This is a genomic window from Bifidobacterium sp. UMB1197, assembly GCF_030217745.1.
Taxonomy (GTDB): domain Bacteria; phylum Actinomycetota; class Actinomycetes; order Actinomycetales; family Bifidobacteriaceae; genus Bifidobacterium; species Bifidobacterium vaginale_B.
Genome location: NZ_JASOOL010000003.1, coordinates 79710 through 100019 on the forward strand (window position 1 = coordinate 79710; position 20310 = coordinate 100019).

The 20310-nt window shown below is 45.7% G+C and carries 13 protein-coding genes and 3 tRNA genes; 13 read left to right on the top strand and 3 right to left on the bottom strand.

The features are described from left to right. Window positions 1-38: 38 nt before the first annotated feature. Window positions 39-1193, bottom strand: a complete 1155-nt coding sequence (locus QP420_RS02930; RefSeq protein WP_464405259.1) for a quinone-dependent dihydroorotate dehydrogenase — start codon at window positions 1191-1193, stop codon at window positions 39-41. Window positions 1194-1846: 653 nt separating this feature from the next. Here QP420_RS02930 and QP420_RS02935 point away from each other — a divergent pair. Further along, window positions 1847-3574, top strand: coding sequence for a DEAD/DEAH box helicase (locus QP420_RS02935; protein WP_481616494.1), 1728 nt, complete (start codon window positions 1847-1849; stop codon window positions 3572-3574). A gap of 253 nt (window positions 3575-3827) precedes the next feature. Here the strand turns inward: QP420_RS02935 and QP420_RS02940 are convergent, their stop codons facing one another. Then, window positions 3828-4250: a DUF3052 domain-containing protein gene (locus QP420_RS02940; protein WP_081091024.1), complete on the bottom strand. Its 423-nt coding sequence runs from the start codon at window positions 4248-4250 to the stop codon at window positions 3828-3830. A 237-nt stretch (window positions 4251-4487) separates the two neighbouring features. On the opposite strand from QP420_RS02940, the gene nrdD reads away from it, so the two are divergent. The 6 genes from nrdD to QP420_RS02970 all read left to right on the top strand — a co-directional run bounded on the left by nrdD (window position 4488) and on the right by QP420_RS02970 (window position 12816). Continuing rightward, a complete protein-coding gene (gene nrdD / locus QP420_RS02945; protein WP_481616495.1) occupies window positions 4488-6932 on the top strand; it encodes an anaerobic ribonucleoside-triphosphate reductase in 2445 nt (814 codons plus the stop codon). An 85-nt stretch (window positions 6933-7017) separates the two neighbouring features. Next, window positions 7018-7725 (top strand): anaerobic ribonucleoside-triphosphate reductase activating protein, encoded by a 708-nt coding sequence (gene nrdG, locus QP420_RS02950; protein WP_081091006.1) that lies wholly within the window; start codon window positions 7018-7020, stop codon window positions 7723-7725. A gap of 858 nt (window positions 7726-8583) precedes the next feature. Then, complete coding sequence (locus QP420_RS02955) at window positions 8584-10491, top strand: ABC transporter ATP-binding protein (protein ID WP_481616496.1); 1908 nt, start codon at window positions 8584-8586, stop codon at window positions 10489-10491. Next, complete coding sequence (locus QP420_RS02960) at window positions 10491-12524, top strand: ABC transporter ATP-binding protein (RefSeq protein WP_481616497.1); 2034 nt, start codon at window positions 10491-10493, stop codon at window positions 12522-12524. The genes QP420_RS02955 and QP420_RS02960 overlap by 1 nt, the downstream gene beginning before the upstream one ends. A 103-nt stretch (window positions 12525-12627) precedes the next feature. Then, a tRNA-Asp gene (locus tag QP420_RS02965) sits at window positions 12628-12701 on the top strand. 42 nt (window positions 12702-12743) lie between these two features. Then, a tRNA-Phe gene (locus tag QP420_RS02970) sits at window positions 12744-12816 on the top strand. A 73-nt stretch (window positions 12817-12889) separates the two neighbouring features. Here QP420_RS02970 and galE read toward each other — a convergent pair. Further along, window positions 12890-13900: a UDP-glucose 4-epimerase GalE gene (galE, locus tag QP420_RS02975; RefSeq protein WP_481616498.1), complete on the bottom strand. Its 1011-nt coding sequence runs from the start codon at window positions 13898-13900 to the stop codon at window positions 12890-12892. 270 nt (window positions 13901-14170) lie between these two features. Between galE and trmB the strand changes: the two genes are divergently transcribed. From trmB to QP420_RS03005, 6 genes are all read left to right on the top strand, one after another. Continuing rightward, entirely contained in the window at window positions 14171-15031 is an 861-nt protein-coding gene (gene trmB / locus QP420_RS02980; protein ID WP_481616499.1) for a tRNA (guanosine(46)-N7)-methyltransferase TrmB, read from the top strand. Between the two features lie 164 nt (window positions 15032-15195). Next, window positions 15196-15267: transfer RNA gene (locus QP420_RS02985), tRNA-Glu, on the top strand. Between the two features lie 186 nt (window positions 15268-15453). Then, on the top strand, window positions 15454-15828 hold the full coding sequence (gene trxA / locus QP420_RS02990; RefSeq protein ID WP_060787267.1) for a thioredoxin: 375 nt from the start codon (window positions 15454-15456) through the stop codon (window positions 15826-15828). Between the two features lie 153 nt (window positions 15829-15981). Continuing rightward, entirely contained in the window at window positions 15982-16986 is a 1005-nt protein-coding gene (locus QP420_RS02995; protein WP_060787268.1) for an aggregation-promoting factor C-terminal-like domain-containing protein, read from the top strand. A gap of 61 nt (window positions 16987-17047) precedes the next feature. Continuing rightward, window positions 17048-18727, top strand: a complete 1680-nt coding sequence (locus QP420_RS03000; RefSeq protein WP_464405272.1) for an MDR family MFS transporter — start codon at window positions 17048-17050, stop codon at window positions 18725-18727. A gap of 772 nt (window positions 18728-19499) precedes the next feature. Then, complete coding sequence (locus tag QP420_RS03005; protein WP_060787269.1) at window positions 19500-20306, top strand: DeoR/GlpR family DNA-binding transcription regulator; 807 nt, start codon at window positions 19500-19502, stop codon at window positions 20304-20306. Window positions 20307-20310: the final 4 nt, after the last annotated feature.

Below are 20310 nucleotides of genomic sequence, written 5' to 3' on the forward strand. Positions count from 1 at the left end.
AGGCTAGACTAATCTATGTTAGTTTAGCCTAATCTGCGTTAATCTACGTCTACTCCAACGGCGTCTGCAACGCTATTAAAGCCGTCTTCTTTAAGTAGTTTTGCAAGACCGCGCTTTAAGGTTGTAATCTGCTGAGGGCCTCTGTACATAAGAGAAGAAACGAACATGACTAAATCAGCTCCGTTTCTAATCTTTTGATAAGCCTGATTTGCGGTAAATACTCCGCCGATTCCAGCAATAGCAAAGCGATTGCCAAACTCGCTTCTAGTTCGCCTAATAAGCTCATTGCTTGCGCTGTAAGTTGGAGATCCAGAGATTCCACCTTGCCAATCTGCAGGAATGTTTAGTCCATCGCGATTCTTGCGCAAGTTTGCAATGCTAACTCCATCAACCTTATGCGCGCTCAGAACGTCTAGCAAAGACTTAAACTGAGGCCATCCGCCCTTTAGGTTTAAAGGCATTTTTACAAGAGTTGGCTGAGGGCGCTTAACTTTATCTAAAACGTTAAACAGCTTATCTAGAGCTTCTGGCTGGTTAAAAGGTTCGCCAACCATAGTGTTTGGGCAAGAAATGTTTACTTCAATCATCGAGCTTTTACCGCTTGCACGCTCCATAGATATGCGATAATCTTCAATACCTTCGTCTAAATCTCCAACAAGATTATCGTTTGTGCGCGCAATGCTAACGGAAATCTGCATGCTTTTAGCGTTAGTCCAGGCTTTTTCTACTCTAGGAATAACAAGTGCGCTGCCGTCATTTGCAAGGCCAGCATGAACCAGTAAGGAATCATATTCTGGAAGTCTATGATACCAAGGCTTGGCATTGCCTGCGCAAGGGCGAGCGGTTGTGGAGCCAACTGTCTCAAACCCAAAACCAGCATTGTCTAGAACCGTGCACAAATCGCAGTTTTTATCGAGTCCTGCGCTTAAGCCAAATGGATTTGCAAAATCCACTCCCATAACTTGAGTCTCTAAAACCGGGTCGGTGTAGTCGAGCATTTGGCGCAATAGCCACATTAATCCAGGAATGCGCTCGCTTGTTTTGCAAAATGCAATCATGCGGTCGTGCGCCTCGTCTGGCGGAATGTTAAACACTAAGTGCGGCTTAATAATGTGCTTGTAGCTAAAAGTAAATAAATCCGTTGCAGCAAGGTTCACAGCATTGTGTAATGAATTTTCAGATACATAACTCATGATTCAATACTATCTAACTTTGCGCATTTTGCAATTTTTCCCGAGAATGTACCAAAAAACACCTAAATCACGTACAAAAGTGCGCGACGACCTGCCTTTTCGCTTGAGAAGCGTAGCGCGCGAACGGTTTTCCTTTTTGGTGTGTAGGAGGGCTGGCTAATTCTTGTCTCACAACGCTTCGCCTCTTACGTGTTGTCTGTTGTTGCGGTTGTTCCGATTTGGCTTTGATTTTGTTTTTGGCTGAAGTTTGTTTGTAGGCGTGCGCCACTGGATTATTTGGTATCGGCTGCCGCTCTTATACTGTTCGACCAAGAATCACCCAGCCCTCTTGCATGCTTGAACAATTTCGTATCGCTAGTCGCCTGAGATTCTCGATTTTTCTTGCTGCTTCAGCGAATCACCATTTCATGCTGAGGTTCGCTTCATCCGCTGCGAAAAATCTCGAATCTCCACCTCACTTGGCGTAACCTGCGTAATCATGTGGTGCGCGAGCGATATTTCCGACTTTGTTGCTCAACACGCCGATTTTTAGCAACATTCTCTGCAAATCGTTTTTACCTATTTGTGTGGGGCATGTGCTAGTCTCTGTTAGTTCATGACTTTTCACCGATTCGTTTAATCGAATTGTTCAATCATAGATACGAAAGGCTATTGTGCCAAATACTCATTACGCTGCGTCAAGTGCGTCTAATAGCAAGCGCGAATCTAAAAAAACTGGTGTTGCAAAAAAGCGCGGTCAGCATAAATCGGCGCGCAATCCGTTTGAATACAGAGAATCTAGTAAGAGGCGCGGTGCAAATCACGATTTTAACGCGCGAAAGAATCGCAATCGCAAGGCAGACAAAGCCAGAAGTCGCGCGCGAGAAAAAGCTTTGCAGTACGAAGAGATGGCGATTAAAGAAGCTGAGCAGGACTTTGGCAAACAGGACTTTGGCAAGCGTGATTTTGGCAAGCGTGACTTGAATAAGCAAAATCCACAGAATCCACAGATTGCAAAAAACTCCGTAATGATTCCAGATTCCGCAATTGAATCGCGCGAAAACTACGAAGATGACGTTACTTTTGAGCAGCTTGGCGTTCCGCAGCCTTTGGTGGAAGTTCTGCGTGCAGACGGCAAAACAACGGCTTTTCCAATTCAGCAGGCGACTTTGCCAGATTCTTTGCAAGGCGCAAATATTTTAGGGCGTGGAAGAACTGGTAGCGGCAAGACTCTTGCATTTTCTATTCCGCTTGTTGCGCGATTGGCTGAAAATTTTGTTGATTTGATTAAAACTGGAAAAAAGCGCGGTTCACGCGATTTGCGCGATTCGCACTCCGCCGACGCTGCCAATAGCGCTCCAGCCGCACCACGCGCAATGATTCTTGCTCCAACTCGCGAGCTTGTTCATCAAATAGACGACGTAATCGCCCCTCTGGCGGCTGCTTACGGCATGAAAACTGTAACGGTTTATGGCGGCGTGAGTTACAGGCGGCAAACGGCGCCTCTTAAGCAGGGTGCGCAAATCGTAGTGGCATGCCCAGGGCGATTAGAGGATTTGCTTCGTCAAGGTGCGTTAACTCTTGAAAAGGTGATGGTAAGCGTTTTGGACGAGGCCGACGAAATGGCGGATATGGGCTTTCTTCCAGCTGTTACGCGACTTTTGGAGCAGACTAATCCAAACGGTCAGCGCATGCTGTTTTCGGCCACTCTCGATAAGCAGGTTGGAAATATTGTAGATCAGTTCCTTCCAAATGCGATTGTTCACGCGGTAGACGATGCGGATTCGCAAGTAGATACAATGACACACCACATTTTTGGCGTATCTGCGGCAGATAAGTACGAGGTTTTGCGAAAGCTTGCTTCGGGCAAAAAGCGCGCAATATTCTTTACGCGCACAAAGTATCAAGCTAAGAACATGGCAAAGAAGTTTGTGCAACAAGGAATTCCTGCGGTTGATTTGCAAGGAAACTTATCGCAGAATCAGCGCGATAGGCATATGAGTGTTTTTGCTAGCGGAGATGTGCGCGTGCTTGTGGCTACAGATGTTGCGGCGCGAGGCATTGACATTAGCGACGTGGCACTTGTTGTACAAACCGAGCCGCCAGAGGATCCAAAGTCCTTCTTGCATAGGTCGGGGCGTACGGCGCGCGCGGGCGAGTCGGGCGATGTTGTGACTCTTGTGTTACCGAATCAAAAGCGCGCTGCGCACGTTATGTTAAGGCGTGCGGGCATTAAGGCAAAGGCGCAAGACGTTAAGCCTGATTCGCCAATTTTGCAAGATATTGTTGGCGATTTGGCGGATTTGCAAGAGGGCTGGAGTATGCCAGAGCCGCCGCAACCAAAGCGAAAAGTTAGGCGCTACGACCGACCTTCGCGCTTTAAGCGTAGCGCGCGAAGGTAATTCGGAGCGCTGAGCTTGCTTAAGGTTGAAAGCACGGTGTGCTTTCAACGCAAGCGAAGACGTGAGCGCGCTGTAACGCGCGAACGATGACCTGCCTTGTAGCGCGCTGTAACGCGCGAGTGATGTTCCCGATTTTGTTGTTCAAAACGCTGTAAATCGCTACAAAGTGCGGAGTTGTTTTCCGCTGTTCGTACGTGATTTAGGTCAAATTTGGTACAAAACCCGTCAACTAACTAAGTGCCGACTATTTGCGCTACTTGCTTTGGCCTTTTCCAAATGCACGCAAACGAATTCCATTCCAGTCTTCGCTAACTGTTAAAGGCGTTGCGGCGTTCATACCAGCCGTCATGGCTGCTGCTTGAACAGTGCTCGAACTTGGAGAACCCGCGCGCCCTGGCTTAGGTGTTAAAACCCACATTGGCGCGCTGCTGTTCAACATGTTTGTTGCATCCATAATAGTGTCTGCCAACTCGTCTTCGTCGTCTCCGTCGCGCCACCAAATAATAACGCCGTCAACAGAAGAGTCGTAGTCTTCGTCAACAAGTTCTTCGCCAGTTAATTCTTCGATACTGCTGCAAATTGCATCGTCAACGTCATCGTCCCATAGCCACTGCTGTACGATGTCTCCAGGTTGGAATCCAAATTCTTCTGCATGTTGAAAAGCTGTCTGTTCCACGTGACTCAATATATCAAAGTGCCAAGAATTTGCGCGACTCGCCATAGCTTCACTTTTGCCACCTTGAGACACGCCTGGAAAATCGCCAGAAACCGTAAAATCACTATATCTAGTTTGTTTTTTATTCAAGTTGCCCTAGATATTGTGCATGCAATGGGCTATAGTAGAGCAAGTTGTTGCGAATCATAAGGCGATTTGCGCTGCAAAATATACGGTAAATGGAGAAAGGTCTGTAGAATGCAGGTCTCTGGTATGACTTTAGAAGATGAAGCTTTGCAGGACGAAGCTTTGGCCGATTTTAGTGGCAATAACTCTTCCGCTGAATCTTCCAAGAAATCTCGCGTACAGGTTGAAAAGCGCGATGGTCGCGTTGTTGATTTTGACCCAATGAACATTATTATGGCCATTAAGGCTGCTTTTAAGGATTTGCGCAAAGACGTTGGTCCTCAAGAAGAGCAGATGATTCGCGATATTACAGATCATATTGAAGCCGAGATTCAAGACCGCTACAATGGCCCTGCAAAAATCGAAGATATTCAGACTCTTGTTGAGCATGGTCTTATTGAAAATCACCTTTACGAAGTTGCGCGCTGCTACACAAGCTACCGCCTAAACAGAGATATTGATCGCGCTAAGGCAACAGATATTAATGAAGCTGTTAATCGCCTTGTAAACCGCGATGAGTCGCTTGTGCGCGAAAATGCCAACAAGGATTCCAACGTTTACGCCACTCAGCGAGATTTGCTTGCTGGCGCTGTTTCTAAGGCTTCCGCGTTCTCTATGCTTCCTCACGCTGTTTCTAACGCGCATATGAAGGGCGATATTCACTTCCACGATGCCGATTATTCGCCATTTACCTGCATGAGCAATTGCTCGCTTCCAGATTTTGGGAACATGCTTGCTAAGGGATTTGCGCTTGGTAACGCCATGATGGATAGCCCAAAGTCTATTGGCACCGCCGCAACTCAGGTTACTCAGATTATTAAAGACATTGCAGGTGCGCAGTATGGCGGCCAAACTGTGAACCGTGCAGACGAGATGCTGGAGCCTTACGCTAAGTGCGATTACGACAAGAACCTTGCTATGGCTCAAGCCATGATTCCAGATTCCACGCCAATCGAAGTTGCTAAGGCCATGATTGACGGCTTAAAGGCTCAGGAGCCTAAGAATCTTCATTGCGCAGATAGGGATCCGCTTCCAGAAGACACTCCTTTTGACGAGAATTTGAGCGAGTTGGATCAGCTTCGCGAGGTTTACGCAAAGATAATGACCCGCAAGGCGATTTACGACGCTATGCAAACAATGGAATATCAAATCAATTCCAACCGCGTTTCTAACGGCCAGACTCCGTTCGTAACCGTCGGTTTTGGTCTTGGTACGTCTTGGTTTGCTCGCGAAATTCAGCGCGCTATTTTGCTGAATCGTATTCGCGGACTCGGTAAAGATCGTCATACTGCTATCTTCCCTAAACTTGTGTTTACTATTAAGCACGGCGTTAACGCAGATGCAGGCGATCCAAACTACGATTTAAAGCAGCTTGCGCTTGAGTGCTCTACAAAGCGTATGTACCCAGACGTTGTGTTCTACGAGAACATTGTTAAGATTACTGGATCCTTTAAGGCTCCTATGGGTTGCCGATCCTTCCTTCAGGGTTGGGTTGATCCAAAGACCGGCAAAGACGTGGAAGACGGCCGCATGAATCTTGGCGTTGTAACAGTTAACGTGCCTCGCATTGCGCTGGAATCTCACGGAGACGTAAACCGCTTCTGGAAGCTGTTTAACGAGCGCATGGAAGTAGCGCATCAGGCTTTGCGATTCCGCATTATGCGTTGCAAGCAGGCAACTCCTGTAAACGCTCCAACTCTGTTCCGCTACGGCGCGTTTGGGCGCTTGGGTGCCAACGAAAGCGTGGATCAGCTGTTCCGCAACGAGCGCGCAACGGTTTCGCTTGGCTACATTGGTCTGTATGAAGCTACATCCGTGTTCTTTGGCAAGGATTGGATGCAAGATCACAGCTGGAACGAAGACGGCAAGCAGTTTGCGCTTTCTATGGTTCGCCGCATGAATCAGCTTTGCCAGCAGTGGTCGAAGGCAGAGGGATACCACTACTCGGTATATTCCACTCCTGCTGAGTCTTTGACGGATCGCTTTAACCGCATGGATCGTCAGAAGTTTGGCCGTATTGAAGGCGTTACCGATCACGACTTCTACACCAACTCCTTCCACTACCCAGTGTGGTTGCAGCCAACTCCTATGGAGAAGCTCCGCTACGAGGTTGACTTCCCGTACTTTGCTTCCGGCGGATTTATTAACTACTGCGAGTTCCCATGCTTGCAGGCAAATCCTAAGGCTTTGGAGGCTGTTTGGGATTATGCTTATAAGATTGGCATTGGCTACTTGGGTACGAACACTCCGATTGACCATTGCTTTGTTTGCGGATTCCAGGGCGACTTTGAGCCAACTAAGGAAGGTTTCCGCTGCCCAGAGTGCGGCAACAGTGACCCAGATAAGTGCAACGTAACCAAGCGTACTTGTGGCTACTTGGGCAATCCTGTTCAGCGCCCAATGGTTCACGGTCGTCACGAAGAGATTGCTCACCGCGTAAAGCACATGTCGGGCGAAACTGGCCATGTTATTCTTAACAATGGCGAATCGCGCGAATGGTACGAGGAGACTAAGTAGCGCGTAGAATTGCGGCAAAAGTCGCGGCATAAAATCGCATAAAATAAAGTAAAAGCTAGGCTAAATTACTAAAAAGGTTGGAACCATGGCTCACATAAGTTTGCACGATTTTGCACCTGCAGACGTTAACCGCGGGCCTTGGATTCCAACCTCTCTTTCTAATAATCCGCGCGCAGGGCAGTGGTCCAGTGAGCGCATGAGCAAGGGCATGATTGCGGATTATAAGCGATTTCTTATGACGGACGGCGAAGGAATCCGTTGCTCGCTGTACGTTTCTGGTTGTCCGTTTCATTGCGTTGAGTGCTATAACGAGTCGATTTGGGATTTTCGTGCGGGCTATCCGTACACGCAAAAGCTTGAAGACCAGATTATGGAAGATTTGGCACTTCCGTACGTGCAAGGTTTGACGCTTCTTGGCGGCGAGCCGCTGCTTAACACTGGCATTTTGCTGCCACTTTGCAAGCGTATTCGAAGCGAATTTGGCAATACTAAAGACATTTGGAGCTGGACTGGCTACACCTGGGAAGAGCTTATGCGCAAAGGCGAGACTCCAGACAAGCTTGAGTTGCTTCGCTACATTGACATTCTTGTTGACGGAAGATATATGAAGAATCTTCACGATTCGCTGCTGCAATTCCGCGGGTCTAGCAATCAGAGGATTATTGACGTGCCAAAGTCGCTGGAAAATCCGAGTGAGCCGCCTGTAATCTGGGAAAAGCTTCACGATCAGGAGCGTTTTATTCCGTCGATTTATGGAAAAGATAGAGCGTCGGGTGAGGGCGATGCTTCGTAATCCTATTGAATGCGCCACACATACGATATATTTAACAATGTTTGCGGACGATTATAAGAATGCATACATATACACATGTTAAGCTAAATATAATTAACCTAGTAACATCTGTATTGCAAACTGTCAAAAGAATTATGCTAACTATGCTCATAAATACTGTAACTAAACGATAGATAGTTTGGTATGTTTTTTCTTTGCATAAATATAAAAGATAGATTAGTAATATTAATAGGACGAATGCTTGAATGGTGAGACTAACAGTATTAATACAAGTGTTATCGTCTTTTAAGTCCTTCAATTGTTTAAAGAAATAAATAGCTGACGAAATATAACAAAGCAGCGTTATTGGCAGTAGAACTACGTGTTTGCTGTTCATATTGTTCCTCACATAATTGTTGATATTAATAGTGGAAATTCTCACTGCAAGTCGACACGAATGCCTTTCTGCTGTGCTACAGCGCCAACTATCTTTGTGTTACTCATAAGTTTCTTCTTGGGTGTTGGCTTGAACTTGCAATGATAGTAAAAAGATATGGATAATGCTACTGAGCAAGTAAGTATTCTATTAATAGCTTTTTTATATTCATAACAGTACCTCTTTATACATGCGAATATACATTCTTTCACTATATAATTTTTATAAGATGAAATCAATCGTTGTTTATAATTTGAATGTGTAGAAGCACTTTTTCGTATGTGATTTGTCTGTATACTACTATGTCAAAGATTCATCTATTTATGCATTTGGTAATGAAGTAACTCAATACGGAAATGCGCCATGCGCAATAATTCAAATATGTATTTGAAGAAGTGATATTATTAAACCTACATATGACGTTATGTAGGGGAAGGGATGCAATGGCGGAGAAAGTAACGCGTAAATCGTCGAAGCAATCAAGAAACCGCGCCGATCGTGCTCCTCACGCCTTACGTACCATTCTTTATTCTTTGAAAAACTATCGCCTGCTTGGCGCTCTTACTTCCGTATCAATTATTTTTGAAGCAGCGATGCAAATAATTATTCCGTCAGTAATGTCGAATCTTATTGATTTCGGCATTGTAACGCGCTCCAATTCCGCTTCTTGGTATTACGGTTTGCAGCTTCTTCTTTTTGCAGCGCTTTCCGTGATTGCTGGCGTTATTTCGGGTATTTGCTGCGCGCATTCTAGTGCCGGTTTTGGTAGAAGTTTACGGCACAATATTTTTGCGCGACTGCAGCTTTTAAGTTTTTCTGATTTAGATAAGTTTTCTACCGGCACGATTGTGACTCGCATGACGAGTGATGTGTCGAATGTGCAGTTTGCTTACCAGCTGATTATTCGCTCAGGTGTTCGTAGCGTTGTGATTATTGCGGCAGCGTGGTGGTTTACTTTTTCAATTAGTCCTGCTATTTCTTGGGTTTTTCTTAGCTTTGTGCCGATTGTTGGTTTGATTGGTGCTGTTGGTGCTGCAATTGTTGCGCCTAGATTTATGCGAATTTACCGCATGATTGACGAGATGAATAATCAAGTTGGTGAGAATTTGCATAATATTCGCGTTGTGAAGTCTTATGTGCGCGCTGACTACGAAAATAGCCGTTTTATGCGTATTTCGCACAAGATTTACCAGCATTTTCTTAATGCTGAGTACGTGCTTAATTACAGTATTCCGCTGTTTAATTTGTGCTTTTATGCTGGAATGTTGCTTATTGCGTGGATGGCTTCGCATGAGATTGTTGCTTCCGGAAATAATCCTGCGTTTGGCTTAACTACAGGAAATCTTGCGGCTTTGGTTGTGTATGCGTTGCAAATTTTGTTTGCGCTCGCGAATTTGGTTGCAGTTTTTGTTATGTCTGTAACTGCGCGCGCTTCTATGCATCGTATTGCAAATGTTTTACAATCGCATAACACGGAGTATGTTGCTAAAAATCCACTTACCACTCTTGCAGATTCTTCTATTCGCTTTAATAATGTTGATTTTACATACGCTAGTGGGGATTCATCTTCGGCTGCTGGCGATTCTTCCAGCGAGCATAATGGCGTCTTTTCTAAAGATAAGCAGGAAATTTTACACAATATAAACTTGAGCATTCCTTCTGGATCTACCGTTGGTATTGTTGGCGCAACAGGTAGTGGAAAGTCCAGTCTTGTGCAGCTGATTGCGCGCCTTTACGACGCTACAAAAGGCGACGTTTTTGTAGGTGGAGCCAACGTTCGCGATTATAATCCAGCAAGTTTGCGCGAAGAAATAGGCGTTGTTTTGCAGAAAAATCTTCTGTTTAGCGGCACAATTGCAGAAAATCTTCGTTGGGGAAGTAAGGATGCTAGTGATGAGGATTTGCGAGCGGCATGCCAAATTGCTTGCGCAGACGAGTTCATTAACGATTTGCCGGAGACTTACAACACTCATATTGAGCAGGGTGGCAAGAATATTTCCGGCGGTCAGCGTCAGCGTTTGTGCATTGCTCGCGCGCTTTTAAGAAAGCCTAAAATTCTAATCCTCGACGATTCAATGAGCGCGGTTGATATGAAAACGGATGCTAAAATTCGCGAAGGATTGAAAAAGTTTATGCCTGATTCTACGCAAATTATTGTTGCTCAGCGCATTTCTTCAATCGAGCACGCGGATATTATTGTTGTTTTGCAAAACGGCCGCATACTTGCTCAAGGCTCTCACAGCGACTTAATTAACTCTTGCGAACTTTATAAAAATATGGCGGAATCTCAAGCAAAAAGTCGCGTGCAAAGTCAAGAAAATATTGCTATTGCGGAAGAAGGTGCTGAATAATGTCTGCAGATAAAAAAGTTTCCGCAATCAACTGGCCCGTGCTTAAACGACTCGCTTCCTGCGTGCTTGCTTATCGCGCAAAAGTTTTCGTAATCATATTTGCGATTATTGTAAGTTCTATTGTTCAAGCTGCATGCGCAATGTTCTTGCAATCTATTGTGGACGTGTATATTCTTCCGCTTGTTGGCAAGCATAATCCAGATTGGATGCCGCTTGTGCGCATGATTATTCTTATGGCAAGCGTTTACGTAATTGGCGTGTTTAGCTGCTGGCTGTGGAGCAGGTTGGTTGCGAACGTGTCGGAAAGTGTTATGCGCGATTTGCGTAACGCTATGTTTAAGCACCAACAGAAGCTTTCGCTTAAATACCTTGATTCTCAAGGCTACGGCGATGTTATGAGCCGCTACACTAACGATACGGAAGTGCTTAGGGAAGCGATTTCGTGGGCTTTTCCAGACTCGTTTTCTGCGCTTATTTCTATTACGGCAGCTTTTGTGTCTATTATGTGGCTTTCGCTTCCTGTGGCAGCGTTTGTGGCAGTTTTTACTGTGCTGCTTCTATTTTTAGTCCGATTCATGCTTAAGCGTTCGGGCAGTCTTTTTAAGCAATTCCAGAGCGCTTTGGGTGAGCTTAATAAGTATGTAGAAGAAGCGGCAACAGGCAGTAAAATTATTAAAATTTTCAATCACGAAGAAGTTGCGCTTAAAAAATTAGATATTTGTGTTGAAAAAGTGCAAAAAATTTCGGCAAGTGCTAATTCTTACGCAAATAATGTTATGCCGGTAATTAGTAACGCAAGTTATCTTCTTTATGTGCTTATTGCTTTGCTTGGCGCGTGGGCTGTTTCTGCAGGTTTTCCAACTTTTGGTCTTGCAAACTCTGGTCCTTTGACTATTGGAACGCTTATAGCTTTGCTTACTCTTTCACGCGCGTTTATTAATCCTATTGGCGAAATTACGATGCAATTAAATTCGCTTATGATGGCTTTGGCTGGAGCGTCGCGCATTTTTGAGCTTCTTGACGAAAGTCCGGAGGAGGATTCTGGCACAGTTCGTTTAGTAAAAGTTAGAGTTGCGCAGACTGCAGAAACTCTTGCTGCTGAATCTACTTTTGACGTTTTACAAGAAGTTGACGAAAAAGAAGAGGGCGCTAATATTTACTGGGCTTGGAAGAGAGCAAAGCAAGATAATGGCAATAAAGCTACTCAGCGCGCTAAAAGCTTAAGCGAAATGGCTCAAGAAGTGGTTTTGCGCGCAAAGCGCGACGCTCTAACTTCTAAAGACGGCCGTTACACTCTTCTTCGCGGAGACGTGCGATTTACGGATGTTGTGTTCGGGTATGACCATGAGAAGACGGTTTTGCACGACATTACTTGGTTTGCAAAACCGGGTCAAAAAGTTGCTTTAGTTGGAGCGACGGGTGCTGGAAAAACTACGATTGCGAATTTGCTTACGCGTTTTTACGATATTGATGACGGTCAGATTTTGTACGACGGAATTGACGTTCGTGATATTTGTAAAACTGATTTGCGTTACGCTATTGGTACAGTTTTGCAAGATGTGAACTTATTTACTGGCAGCGTTATGGATAATATTCGTTACGGTCGCCTTGATGCAACTGACGAAGAGTGCGTAGAAGCTGCTAAATTAGCGCATGCTGACGCGTTTATTTCGAATCTTCCAGATGGCTACAATACGCAGCTTAAAAACGGTGCAGAAGAGCTTTCTCAAGGCCAAAAGCAGCTGATTGCCATTGCGCGTGCGGCTGTTGCAAATCCTCCTGTTTTAATTTTGGACGAAGCTACTTCTTCGATTGATACGCATACTGAGGCTTTGGTGCAACATGGCATGGATTCGCTTATGGAAGGCAGAACCGTGTTTGTTATAGCGCACAGGCTTTCTACTGTGCGAAATGCGGATGTGATTATGGTTTTGGACCATGGACGAATTGTTGAGCGCGGACCGCATGAAGATTTGATGAAAAAGCGCGGCGAATATTATCAACTTTGCACGGGTGCAATTGATTTGGAGTAATAAGCCTGATATTCCGCGGCAACACGCCGAACACGCCTAGAGCTTGCATTTTGGCGTGGATTCTGTAAGATAGTGACTCGGCTGTTCGATGGAACAAAGCCACGGCCCCGTAGCTCAGTTGGTTAGAGCGCCGCCCTGTCACGGCGGAGGTCACCGGTTCAAGTCCGGCCGGGGTCGCGATTAGTAAAGGCCCGGTTCGCCGGGTTTTTTATTCATCATGGCTCTGTAGCTCAGTTGGTAGAGCGAGCGACTGAAAATCGCTAGGTCAGCGGATCGATCCCGCTCGGAGCCACAAGTTGAAACAAAAAACGCGCAGCATTTTTGCCGCGCGTTTTGCTTATATAGTCAATCTATTAGCAAATCTATTAGTCAATCTGCTTCCAAGACTCAACATCAATATGATGCTGTGGGTTTGCTTGCCAAGCCGCCCAAGCCGACTCAACGATTTCTTTAACGCTGTAGCTAGCATGCCAGCCCATCTCTTCGTTAATTCGCTTTGGACTTCCAATAAGCTGTGGAGGGTCTCCAGCCCTACGTCCTAAAATCGCCTCTTTAAATGGCAATCCAGTAACGCGTCTAACCTCGTCTACAATCTGACGAACCGAAGTTCCCTTGCCCGTACCAACGTTAAAAGCGTCGTACTTGCGCTCATCGCGATCCAAATAAGTAAGAGCCGCAATGTGTGCATCTGCAAGATCCGAAACGTGAATGTAGTCGCGAATGCAAGTGCCGTCGGCAGTAGGGTAGTCGCTGCCAAAAATCGCAGGTGCTTTTCCTCGTTGCAATCTATCTAAAAGCATAGGAATTAGATTCAAAATTGCAGGATCTTCTAACTCCACAGGGCCACATCCAGCAACGTTAAAGTAGCGCAATGCGCAGAATCGAATTCCGTATGTTTTTTCGCAAGCGCGAGCCATCCATTCGCCAAAAAGCTTAGTTTGGCCGTATGGGTTAATTGGCAGCATTGGCACAACGTCTTCTGGAACAACATCTACTGGCGGCTCGCCGTACGTGGCTGCGCTAGACGAAAACACAAGTTTTTTAGCTCCGCTTTGGCGCATTCCTTCTAGAACGTTAAGCATGCCGTTAATGTTCTGCTGGTAGTACCATAGCGGCTTTTCTACGGACTCGCCAACCTGCTTTCGCGCAGCAAAATGAATTACGGAGTCAACGTTGTTCTCCTTCATTATTTGCGCAAGTCGCGCTCCTGCGTCTGGGGAAGCAATGTCCATTCCGTACAGTCGCGTGCCTTCAATCCTTGTAGGCTTTCCGTAGCTTAAATCGTCTACAACCACAACGTTTTGCTTGGCTTGGTGAAGAGCGTGTACAACGTGTGCGCCAATGTATCCACATCCGCCTGTAACTAGAACAGTCATTGTTTACCTTGTTACCTTTCTGGTATTTATCTGCTTATATCTTGTTATCTGCATGCTGGCACGATTTATTTGCAAATCGGTTTGCAGAATGTATTTTGCAGAATGTTATAGGGAAATTATAGCGCTTGAATAATATTGGGCGCGTGTTTAATGTGCGCTGTTTTGCGCGTTTGGTATTATGCGTTGAGTTGTGATTTAACTTGTAATTCGATTTGTGATTCAACTTGCAGTTTAATTGCGTATGCATGCGAATAAGGAAGATTGGCTAAAATGGACGATTTTAATGTAGATAGCGCAAGTGGCGATTTGCCTAATGGCAACTTGCTCGAGCCTAAACAAACTAATGCCGCCGCAAGGGTTATTCTTTCGTTTGTTCGCAGGTCTGCCAGGCTGGACGCTCGTTTAGAAAAGGCCAAGCAGCGCTACTCGGGCATGTATTTACTAGACATTGCAGATGGCGTTGGGTCTTTGCGTGTAAAAAGCGATTTATGCGTGGACTCGGCATGGATTGAGGCCAATTGGGGAAATGTTAATCCGCTGATTGTAGAAATTGGTTCGGGTCAGGGCGAAAACATTGTGGCGGCAGCTGCGGCGAATCCGAATATGAATTTTCTTGCTTTAGAAGTTTATGATCCAGGCGTGGCTCATACCATGCTTTTGGCGGGAAAACAGGATTTGCAGAATCTACGAATTGCGCAGGTTAATGCTCCCGATTTTCTTGCGGCTTGCAAAAGTAACGTTTTGGCAGAAGTTTGGACATTTTTCCCAGATCCTTGGCCTAAAATGCGTCATCACAAGCGCCGAATTGTTCAGCCAGCTTTGGCGCAGTCTGTGCATAATGCGCTTGTTTCGGGCGGAGTTTGGCGAATTGCTACAGATATTGAAGATTACGCGTTGCATGTTCACGAGGTTATGGATTCTTTGGCGTGCTTTAAAAACGCTGGCGATTTGCGCGTGAGCCTGCCTACGGAGCATGTTGGCAAGGGAAATGCTCAAGATGCTGCGGATTTGCCGCATGCTGATTTTGTTGAGTCGCAGCGATTTGATGGGCGTGTTTTAACTAATTTTGAGCGCAAGGGATTGGAAGCTGGGCGCGTAATCCACGATTTGACTTATGTTGCTAAAAAGTAGATTGCAGGTTTGATTCTTGCGGTTTGATTCTTGCGGTTTGATTCCCGCGGATTTCTGCTTGATTCCCGCTCGATTGCTATGTGTGCTTGCGTTGATTTTACGCACAACACGCCGCGATTTGCGTGTACGCTTAGTGAGTGTTAATATCATATGGTTTGGTTAAAGCCCCCTTCGTCTAACGGTTAGGACACCAGACTTTCAATCTGACAACAAGAGTTCGACTCTCTTAGGGGGTACAAGTTGCGCCGCTTTATTTGAGCGGCGTTTTAGTTTATTCCCATAATTCATCAACCCATTAATGGCGTGCAATTACCATAGTTTTGCTAGAATGGTTCAAATAATAATCAAAACAAAATACTCCAAAATGGGGCGGTTCAATCGCTGTATACGTTGAACCGTATTAAATAGTACAAGGGGCAAAAATGGCACTTATTCACGCTACGCAAGACGATTTTGAGAAGATTGCAAGCACCAACGAGGTAGTTGTTGTTGATTTTTGGGCCACTTGGTGCGGTCCTTGCCGTGCTTTTGGGCCGATTTTTGAGCAAGTGAGTGCAAAGTTTGACGATATCCCGTTTGTTAAGGTAGATATTGATCAGGCTCCCGAATTAGCCAGCGCAGCGCAGATTAAGGCCGTTCCAACGGTTATGGTGATTAAGCGTGGAGAGGTTATTTATCGCCAGGCAGGCGCTTTGCTTCCTGCGGATTTGGAGGATTTGGTTAATCAGGCAAAGTCCTACGATTCTAGCAGTGATTCTAGCAACGATTCAGGCAACGCCCCTAAGGCTAACGACTAGCGCATAAAAACATAGCGCGCGAAGCTAGGGAAAAGTGGCCTCTAGCCGTTGATTTTTAGCCCTTCTCTTTACGTAATATTACAATTGAATACACTGTGTGCAATCGCTGTTAAAGTCTGAGTGCACAGCTTTTAAGGTTTATCAAGGAGAGTTATGACAAGTCACAGAAAGAAAACTGTTACGCTTACCTCATTGAGCGCGCGTCAATGGGCAAGAGTTGCAGCGATTTTTGTTGGTGTTGTGTCTGTTATAGCTCTTGGAATTGTTTCTAGAAACTTTTATTCCAATTCCAAGCCTTATTCCGCAAAGTCTTACGTAACTGCTTATTCTGCAACAGATAGCGCAAATCAGGTTTCTCGTGGAGTCTACAGAAACTCGCTTAAGCCTGTTAAAAAGGGCGCAACTTCTTATGTTACAGTAAATATAAACGGTCATCATCGTGCGGTTTTTGGAACTGATTTTACAAACGTAAAGTCCGTTTTAGAGGCTGGAGATATAACTTTAGATTCGCATGATGTTGTTACGCCTTCTCTTGATTCAAAGGTTAGCGAGGCTACGGTTATAACCATTAAGCGCGCGGGCGCAAAGTTGGAGACTTCCGACGAGCCGATTGCGTTTAACACGGTTAAAAAAGAGACCGCAGCTCTTCCAAAAGGCACGGAAAAGGTTAAGGAACAAGGCGAGCCTGGCGTTATGGAAACAAGCAAAATTGTTACGCGTGCAGGCAAGAAGGTTGTTTCTTCCAACGTTTTTGTTTCCTTTGTTAAAAAGGCTCCAAAAGATAAGGTTGTTCTTGTTGGAACTGGTGGCGCTAGCGTAGATTCTGGTTTTGCCGCTTCCATTGGAACAACCGTTCCAGCTGGCGAGATGCAGGAGTGGGCACATTCCTGGCTGCTTTCAAACGGCTACAGCGAGGCCGATTTTACTGCTACCGTGTTTATTATTTCGCACGAATCTGGTTGGCGTGTAAATGCTATGAACCCTTCTGGCGCCTATGGTTTGCCTCAAGCTTTGCCTGGAAGAAAGATGTCTTCTATGGGTGCTGATTGGGCAACTAATTATCAAACTCAGCTTCGTTGGTTCTGGAATTATTGCAATGGCCGTTATGGTTCGATTCAGGGCGCCTACAGGCACTGGTTATCGCATAGAAGCTACTGATTTGGCGGATAATTAAGTGCCAAATAAATTTTTGAAATCTCTAGCTTCACTATTTTCTAAAATGACGATAACACCTAAACCATCAAGATTGTCTAAAACGCCTAAATTACCTAAATCACATAAATTATCAGAGTTGCCAAAGTTATCCGAGTTACATAAAAATAAGTTTGCTCATTTAAGCAGTGCTTTAGTTGGGGAGCAAGCGTATAAAAATAATCGCCTTACCCGCGCGGCTCTTGTATCCCTTGCAATCCTTACGTTTATAACGTTTATTGGTAATTTTGCGCAATTGCAGCTTACGGCCGCTTTGCCAACCATTGTTCGCGAATTTAACATTAGCGTTACTACGGGTCAGTGGCTTACCTCTATTTTTCAGCTGATTATGGCCATTATGGTGCCGCTTACCGCATTTTTGACTAGGCGATTTTCCACGCGTCAAATCGTTATATCGTCTATGGTTCTTTTTACGCTCGGCTCGATTATGGCTTGGCTTAGCAACGATTTTATTATGGCGTTGGCTGGCCGTACTTTAGAGGCGATTGGCACGGGCGTTATGTGGCCAGTGTTGCAGATTACAGTGTTTTCTGTGTATCCCGTAACGCGGCGCGGAATGGCTATGGGCAGTGTTGGTATGGCAATGAGTATTGCGCCTGCAATTGGCCCAACTGTTGGCGGTATGCAAACCGATTTTAACGGTTGGCGATCAATTTTCTTGTCGCTTAGCATTATTGGCGTAATTTCTATTGTTCTTTCCGCATTTTTCTTGCATAATTTTGGCGAGCAGGATCGCTGTGCCAAAGCTGACTTTTTCTCCGTTGGTCTTTCGATTGTTGGATTTGGCGGAGTGATGTTTGGCTTTACCAACATTGAAGCATACGGAATTTCTAGTGCGTTTTCTTGGGCGCCAATGCTTGTTGGTGCGTGTGGAGTGGCCTGGTTTGTTCTTCGCCAGTTGCGCGCAAGCTCTAATGGCAAGCAGCCACTTCTTGGAATTGGTGTGTTAAAAAATCGCTATTTTACCGTTGGTACGGCTTGCGCGTGCTTAACGTTCTTTGCTTTTAGCTCAATCATGGTTGTTATTCCGCTTTATATTCAGTCGGATCGCGGTTTTTCTGCCACTATGAGCGGTCTGGTGCTTTTGCCAGGCGCGTTTGGAATGGCCATTTCGCAGTATTTTGGTGGGCGCATGCTGGATCGATTTGGCGTGCGGCCAGTGGCAATGGCTGGATCGCTGATTTTGCTTTTTGGCACAGTTATGATGAGTCTTATTGATAGATACACTTGGATTTGGTGGATTTCAATATGGCAATTTACTCGTCAAATTGGCATGGGATTCTTGCTTATGCCAGTTACAACGTGGTCTTTAAATTGCTTGCAGCGCAGCGAGCTTGGAGACGGGTCGGCTGTTACTAACACAATGCGCCAGCTTTGGGGTGCGATTGGTGCGCCTGTTCTTGTTGTAACAATGGCCACTTTTACGCAGTGGCATCATGCGCTTACGGGTGTTGGGAGTGCGGATAACATTGCGGCAAGCATTTTTGGCGTGCAATGGACTTTGCGCATTAGTGCGATTATTACGGCTATTATGGCGTTGATTGTTATTTTTGGCGTTAAGGGAGAGGGCGCGGGTTCGGCGCATCAGCTTGCGCGCAAGGCGATTGACCGCATGCGCGTTTTGCATATTCCGCATGCTTCGGAGCATAAAGACGTTATGCACGATCATACGCATCATCAATACTGATATCTTTGCATATAATCTATTTTCCTTGCGTCTTTCCGCTTTTTGTTGCTAACACGCCGTTTTGAGCAACATTTTCGGGAAAATTTTCCTGATTTTGTAGTTCAACACGCCGTGAATCAGCTACAAACGCAGTACATAAACTCACATAAGTTATACCAAGCTAGGTAGAGATTCGAGATTTTTCGCAGCGGATGAAGCGAACCTCAGCATGAAATGGTGATTCGCTGAAGCAGCAAGAAAAATCGAGAATCTCAGGCGACTAGCGATACGCAATTGTTCAAGCATGCAAGAGGGCTGGGTGATTCTTGGTCGAACAGTATAAGAGCGGCAGCCGATACCAAATAATCCAGTGGCGCACGCCTACAAACAAACTTCAGCCAAAAACAAAATCAAAGCCAAATCGGAACAACCGCAACACAAGACAACACGTAAGAGGCGGAGCGTTGTGCGAATCGACGACTTCGAGCTGCATAGCGCGCGAGAAGTCACCTCGATTCGCTGAGCCGCTTAGAGCAGAAGCACTGCTTCTGCGCGGCGAAGGCGTGAGCGCGGCTAATCCGTGCGAACGCAGAAACACCCAGCCCTCCTACACACCAAATAGGAAAGCGCCATCGCGCAATACCAAGTAAGGATTGCGCATTTTTAAAAGCATTTGTTCGTTTTGGGGAATTTTGCCAGATTTTACGTGATTTTTGTTAAATACTTAACGTTTAGAGCTTAGAAACGCTCATTTGCGTTTGTTTTTTGCGTTTACTTGTGCGATAATGTTCACATGATTTCTTCACAGCGTCAACAATTGATTCTGAGCCGCCTTCGCACCAGGGGGGCCGTGCGTATTACCGCTCTTTCCAAAGAACTCGCCGTTTCTGCAATGACAATTCGCAGAGATATCGCAGAGCTTTCGGATCGCGGGCTTTTAAAGCGCGTACACGGTGGTGCTGTTACAACTAACACTCTTCTTTCGGAGCCGCTGTTTTCCGTAAAGTCGCAGATGGATATGGGGCTTAAGGATGCAATCGCCAGTAAGGCGGTAGATTATGTTCAGCCTGGAGATGTTATTGCTATCGGTGGTGGCACAACTGCGTACGTATTTGCGCAGCATCTGCTTGAGTCGCGTAGGGCGTCTGGAATCACGATTCTAACAAATTCAATTCCAGTTGCGGAGCTTGTTCAAGCGCTTGAGTCCAAAGATATTGAGGTTATTGTTACAGGTGGCGTTATTACGCGTTCCAATTCCCTGGTTGGCCCTATTGCAGATAAGGTTGTTTCGTCTTTGCGTGTAAACACCGTATTTTTGGGCACGCATTCCGTTAGCTTGCCGCGCGGATTCCTTATGCCAAATTCGCTGGAAGCCGCTACAGATATGGCTTTGATGGATATTGCGGATCGCACGATTATATTAACGGATCACACTAAGTGGACGTGCACGTCGCTTTCGCTTTTTGCGCGATTTGACCAGGTTGATACGGTTATTACGGATGATTGCTTAGATGCGGATTCGCAGCTTCGCACCCGTGAGTTGGTTAAGAATCTGGTTCTTGCTCCAACGGTTGCTGGCGATTCTTCCGCGTCCGCGTGATTTT